Source organism: Oscillibacter sp. CU971, from assembly GCF_905219725.1.
In the GTDB taxonomy this organism is placed as follows: Bacteria; Bacillota; Clostridia; order Oscillospirales; family Oscillospiraceae; genus Oscillibacter.
The window spans coordinates 1-5,376 of record NZ_CAJMXG010000202.1 but is presented as its reverse complement, the minus strand read 5'-3'; the positions used below and the strand labels follow the sequence as shown (position 1 = coordinate 5,376).

3 protein-coding genes are annotated in these 5,376 nt (G+C 59.6%); all 3 read right to left on the bottom strand.

Annotated features, from left to right (window positions below; genetic code table 11):
* A partial coding sequence (locus JX325_RS12330; protein ID WP_204791412.1) for a leucine-rich repeat protein occupies positions 1-2,332 on the bottom strand: 2,332 nt, incomplete at its 3' end.
* 151 nt (positions 2,333-2,483) lie between these two features.
* Complete coding sequence (locus tag JX325_RS12325) at positions 2,484-4,634, bottom strand: polyribonucleotide nucleotidyltransferase (RefSeq protein WP_204791411.1); 2,151 nt, start codon at positions 4,632-4,634, stop codon at positions 2,484-2,486.
* Positions 4,635-4,829: 195 nt separating this feature from the next.
* Positions 4,830-5,096, bottom strand: a complete 267-nt coding sequence (rpsO, locus tag JX325_RS12320; protein ID WP_204791410.1) for a 30S ribosomal protein S15 — start codon at positions 5,094-5,096, stop codon at positions 4,830-4,832.
* Positions 5,097-5,376: the final 280 nt, after the last annotated feature.

The window sequence follows — 5,376 nt, the reverse complement described above, 5'->3', positions numbered from 1 at the left end:
AACCGGACCAGCCGCTGGAGCTCTTCCGGGTAAAGGTCACCCGGATTTCCACGTTGGACGCGGGCATGGTAAAGCGGTACTGGCCGCTGCCAAGGGAATCCAAGTAGGGCACCTTACCGTCGGCGCTGACCGCCCGGATCATATCCAGCTCATAGCCGGAGTTGGCAGAGACGGTAATCGTCACCCGGTCCCCGGACTGAGCGGTGGTGCGGTTGGCGGAGGCGGAGCCGTTGCTGCCTTGGATGATATCCACCCGGTAGGAGGCGGGCTTATCCGGCTCCGCGGGCTTGTCGGGCTCGTCGGGTTTGGAAGGATTGTCGGGGTCATCCGGGTCAGCGGGTTGGCCGGGCACGCTCCCGGCGGGAATTACCTGGACGTCCTTGTGCTCACAGACCGCGCAGACCCGCTCCCGGGAACCGTCCACGCCCGCGGCGGGCTCTTTGGTAATGGTCCACTCGCCGTATTCGTGCAGGCCGGTGGGCTCAATTTCCAGTTTGTGGTTCGGAACGGTCTGCTTGCACTCGCTGCAAGTAACGGTGCCCAGGACCCAGCCCGCCACACCGCAGGTGGGCTCCTGACGGCTTCCCTCTCCGGTATTGGGGGTAAACCCGCCCCAGCGGTGGCCCAAAGGAGGAATGGGAACATTCTCCTCGGCCGCCTTTTCAAAGTCGCAATTCTTGCATTTCTGCACGCCGGTATTTTTCAGGCCGGACTCCGTACAAGTGGCGGGCTTTGTAATTTTTTCCTCGCCCGCAACCCACTGATGGTCCACCGTGGGAATCTCTTCGGTTGTCTCCGGCTCTTCCGTTTGGCAGTTCTTGCACTTCCGGGCCGCGATGGTCTTCTCGCCCTTCTCCGTGCAGGTGGGCGGCTTGGTAACTTTCTCTTCTCCGCCCTCCCAGTCGTGGGGCAGCATATCGATTTCTTTTGTTTTGGGCAGCTCCTTCTCCGCCTCCGTATAGGCGTCCTCCGGGGCCGGTTCGGAGCAGACCTTGCAGAGCTTTACCAGGGTTTCCGTGCCTTTCTTCGCGCAGGTGGCCTCGTCCCCTTCCTTCACGATATACTTGGCGGCTTCCCAGTCGTGCTTTCCGGTAGGGGCTCCCGTCTCACTCTCACTCTGCACCACTTCGTATTTGCACAGCTTGCAGACCTTTACCCTTTTCTCATAACCTGGTGCGCCGCAGGTGGGCTCTGTGGTAATGGTCTTCTCCTCATAATCGTGGGCCTGCGGATCAATCGGAATGGTTTCCGTTCTTAGGGGCACCTTGGTTTCGCAAGCCTTACATTTATTATACGTGACCTTCGTACCAGGAGCCGTGCAGGTCGCTTCCTTAAGCGTCTCCGTCTCCTCCTGGAAGTCATGGTCCTTTGCCGCCTCTATGGTTTCTCTCTCTACTTTTGTAGCGGCGCATCCGGTGTTTTGGCACTTGTATGTTTTGATAATCTCATAACTCTGGCACGCCTTGTGGTCAGCCGGTTCCTCCTCGGTAGAATCCTCCTTGAAGTTATGCTCCAATTTAGGAAGCTCCTGCTTTACCTCTGTGAATTTGCACGTGGTAGGAGAGGCGCTTGACGTGCAGACAGCATTTACGGTAAAGGAGCCCTTGTTCACACAGGACGAAGCCACCGTCGTGGGTATAATAACTACCTTATGAATGGTATCATCCTTCCAGGGATTGGCATCCGGGTCTCCCTCAAACACGACCAATTCCCCCTGGCAATGAATGGTCTTCAATTTTGCTCCTGCCGGAAAAGCATCCGGCGCGATGGTAACTTTCGTATCCTTACCGCGGACGGCAACCCTTGCCAGGTTTTTGCAGCCGGAGAAGGCTCCCGTGGCAATGCTCTCCGTTCCGTCCAAAATGATAACCTGAAGGAGAGCTTCACACGTCGCGAAGGCGTTTTCTCCTATGCTCTTTACATGATCGGAAAGCTGCAGCGTGGTCAAGCCTTTGCACCCCACAAAAGCGGCTTCTTTAATCTCCGTAACAGCGCCTGCGCCGGCCTTGCTGCAAAAGGTAACGCGGGACAATTTTACGCATGACGCGAACGCCCCGTCCCCCACGGTCTTCACCGTGGCCGGAATCTCCACGCTGGTCAGCTCCTTGCCGCCGAAAACGCCGTCCGCAATCGCCGTAATTGGTTTCCCGTCATATTCCTCCGGTATGACAACCGCCTTGGGTGTGTTGCTATACCCCGTGACTGTCCACTCGGACCCGTTCCGTGTCAGCATTAAACCATTTACGACCGTCGTGTCCGCCGCCAGGGCGGTCCCCGTCAGGGCCAGCACCGCCGCCGCCATCAAAAGCACTCTCCAAACCCAACGCCTCATCTTCCGCTCCTCCTGTCATGCCCGCGCCTTACGCGCCAATTTCACTTTTACAGCATAGCACAAAATAGCCGCCCTTTCAATGGGTCCCCCAAAAAAATCCCGGGAAAAAATGGGACGGGCCTCCCGGCCCGTCCCATAGACAGCTTCTGCCTTATTTCACCCGCTCGCCCTTGGCCTCCTTGGCCTTGATCTCCCGGACGGCGTCCTTGTGAGAGAGGTTCACCCGGCCCTTTTCGTCGATGTCCGTCACCTTGACCCACATCATGTCCCCGATTTTGCAGGCGTCCTCCACCTTCTCAATCCGGTGCTCCGCCAGCTTGGAGATGTGGACCAGCCCGTCCTTGCCCGGGGCCAGCTCCACAAACGCGCCGAAGGTCATGAGGCGCACCACCCGGCCATAGTACAGCGCGCCGATCTCCGGCACAAACACGATGTCGTCAATGCATTTTTTCGCCGCGTCGCAGGAGGCCGCGTCCACCCCCGCGATGAAGATGGACCCGTCGTCGTTGATGTCGATTTTCGCCCCGGTGTCCGCCACGATTTTCTGAATCACCTTGCCGCCGGAGCCAATGACCTCCCGGATCTTGGAGGGGTCAATGTGCATGGTCAGCATCTTGGGGGCATAGCGGCTCACGTCGGACCTGGGCTCGGCGATGGCGGGGAGCATGATCTGGTCCAGAATCTGGCAGCGCCCGTCGTAGGTGATGTCCAGGGCGTTTTTGATGATCTCCATGGTGAGGCCGTCGTTTTTCAGGTCCATCTGAATGGCCGTGATGCCCTTCTTGGTGCCCGCCACCTTGAAATCCATTTCGCCGTGGAAGTCCTCCACGCCCTGGATGTCGATGAAGGTGGTGAAGCCGCCCTCGTCGTCTTGAATCAGGCCGCAGGAGATGCCCGCCACGGGGGCCTTGATGGGTACGCCCGCGTCCATCAGCGCCAGGGTGGAGCCGCAGACAGAGCCCTGGGAGGTGGAGCCGTTGGAGCTCACCACCTCGCTGACCACCCGGATGGCGTAGGGGAACTTCTCCACGTCGGGAATGACGGGGAGCAGGGCCCGCTCGGCCAAAGCGCCGTGGCCGATTTCACGCCGCCCGGGAGAGCGGGCGGGCTTGGCCTCGCCGACGCTGTAGCCGGGGAAGTTGTAGTGGTGCATATAGCGCTTTTCCGTCTCCTCCCAGATGGTGTCCAGCTTCTGGTTGGCGGAAAGGGTGTCCAGGGTGACCACCGACAGGACCTGGGTCTGTCCCCGGGTGAAGAGGCCGGAGCCATGGGCCCGGGGCAGAATCCCCACCTCGGAGGCCAGGGGCCGGATCTCGTTTTTCTGCCGTCCGTCCACCCGGTGGCCCTCCAGCAGCCAGGCCTTGACAATCTTCTTCTGGAACTTGTAGGTGATCTCGTCCAGGTATTTGTCCATCTCCGGGTACTCGTCCAGGAAGCGCTCGTGCCACTTCTCAATCAGGGCGTTCCACCGGGTCTCCCGGACGTTTTTGTCGTCGGTGTCCATGGCGGCCTTGGCCTCGTCCATGGTGGCGGAGACAATTTTTTCAAACAGCTCCTCGTCGAAGTCGGCGTGGGGATAGTCGAACTTCTCCTTGCCGATCTCGGAAACCATCCGGTTGATGAGCTCCACCTGCTTCTGGTTTTCCTCGTGGGCCATCTGGATGGCCCGGAACATGGTGTCGTTGTCCACCTCGTTGGCCCCGGCTTCAATCATGACCACCTTTTTCCCGGTGGACACCACGGTCACGTCCAGGTCGGAGACCTTCCGCTCCTCGCTGGTGGGGTTGAAAATGAGCTTGCCGTCCACCAGGCCCACCTTCACCGCGCCCACGGGGCCGTGCCAGGGGATGTCGGAAATGGCCAGGGCGGCGGAAGCGCCGATGAGGCCGCAGATCTCCGGGGAGCAGTCGTGGTCCACGCTCATGACCGTGGCCATGATGGAAACGTCATTGCGGAAGTCGTGGGGGAACAGGGGGCGGATGGGCCGGTCAATGACCCGGCTGGTGAGGACGCCCTTTTCCCCGGGGCGGCCCTCCCGGCGGTTGAAGCTGCCGGGGATACGGCCCACGGAGTAGAGCTTTTCCTCAAAGTCCACGCTTAAGGGGAAGAAGTCGATGCCGTCCCGGGGCCGGGCGGAGGCGGTGGCGCAGACCAGGACCCGGGTGTCGCCATAGCCCACCATGACGGCGGCGTTGGCCAGCTCCGCCAGCTTCCCGACCTCCAGGGTCAGGGGGCGGCCCGCCAGCTCCATTTCGTACTTGCGGCAGTTGGGGAATTGTCTCTTTGTGATGATGGTAGACATAGATGCGCTCCTTTTCTTTTGTTTTGCGCGGGAGCGTCCTTTTCGTATTTGAACCTTCCCCCAAGGCCCGGGGCGCTGGGGAAACGTTCAAACACAAAAAGCGGCGGCTCCCGCGTCGGTGGATAGGGATGGGAGGAAAGCCGGTTTCACCACACGGAAAACAGGGCGGCGAATATACGCCGCCCTGTCTGCGTCTTACTTGCGGATGCCCAGCTTGGCGATGAGGGCGCGATACCGCTCCACGTCCTTCTTCTGGAGGTAGTCCAGAAGGCTGCGGCGCTTGCCGACCATCTTCAAAAGCCCCCGGTTGGAGTGCTTGTCCTGGGGGTTGGCCCGCATGTGCTCGGTCAGCACGTTGATGCGCTCGGTCAGGATGGCAATCTGGACCTCGGGAGAGCCGGTGTCGGACTCGTGGGTGCGGTTGGCGTTGATAATTGCGGTCTTTTCTTCTTTGCGAAGCATAACAGGGTTTCCACCTTTCAAACAAATTCCCCGCGGGGCTGTGCTCCGGGCCGGTGAAGCTCCTCGAAACAAAGCTCCGGGGCGTATTTTCCGCCCAACCGACGGACTTCGTTACTATATCATAGTGATTTCCCATTGTAAAGGGCCAATTCAGGATTTTTCCGGCTTTGGGGGAAATTTTTTCTCCCGCCGGGGCGGAAATTTTGATTCCCTCTTGACAAAGCGCCCCAACTGTGTTAATTTTCTTAGTACAGTTAATACAGATCACCAACAACGTGCG

Bases quoted from the DNA above. Each gene is read 5' to 3' on its own strand.
- rpsO (WP_204791410.1), bottom strand. From the start codon at position 5,096: ATGCTTCGCAAAGAAGAAAAGACCGCAATTATCAACGCCAACCGCACC.
- JX325_RS12325 (WP_204791411.1), bottom strand. From the start codon at position 4,634: ATGTCTACCATCATCACAAAGAGACAATTCCCCAACTGCCGCAAGTAC.